1 protein-coding gene is annotated in these 600 nt (G+C 65.2%); it reads right to left on the bottom strand.

Going from position 1 to position 600, the window contains the following annotated elements:
* Positions 1 to 600 (bottom strand): DUF1266 domain-containing protein (locus AC1DKD_RS41810; protein WP_477144805.1); only part of this gene is annotated, 600 nt, incomplete at both ends.

The raw sequence follows: 600 nt of genomic DNA, 5'->3' as shown, positions 1-600 counted from the left end.
CGGCAGGTCCGGCCATGCCAGCGTTGCCCAGACTCCCTTGGGCGGGGCGAGGAGCTGGCGCAAGCTTGCTTCATCGAAGGCTTTGCCCATCGGGTCGGCCCGGAACGCCGCAACCCATTGCCGGCGGCCGGCGATAAAGGCAATGCCGAATTCCTCCCAGCTTGCAAAGCAGTCCTGCGCACGCTGCGCATTAAGCAACAGCACGCGCCAGGCGGCCATGGGCTCCGCCCAGCCCATCAACATGACAATGCGCGCAAAAAACGCCATCCGGACACAGGCAAACGCCAGCGCGGCACGAGGATCGTCTGTCGGCAGGAGCGCATGCAGATCGGTGCGAAACCAACGCGATTCGAGTACCTGGGCGAGGTGCTGGCGCGCTTCGTCGTCGGTCGCATTGGCCCGGAACTCCATCTGGTGCAGCAATTGCGCACGAAAGAATGCGCGCGCATTCTCCGTCAGGCGGTCCGTGGCGGGGTCGAAAAAACCGGTCATGCCCGTGGCGTCGACCATCGGCTGCGCCAGTGTCAGGGCCCATTGCTTGCGCTGCGTGAACACAGCGGAGCGCGCGGGGCGCAGACGGCGGTAAGCCCACCAAAGTAC

The organism is Cupriavidus sp. 05T313, assembly GCF_056396665.1.
The sequence above is the reverse complement of the archived record's forward strand: the minus strand, read 5'-3'. Positions and strand labels throughout refer to the sequence as shown.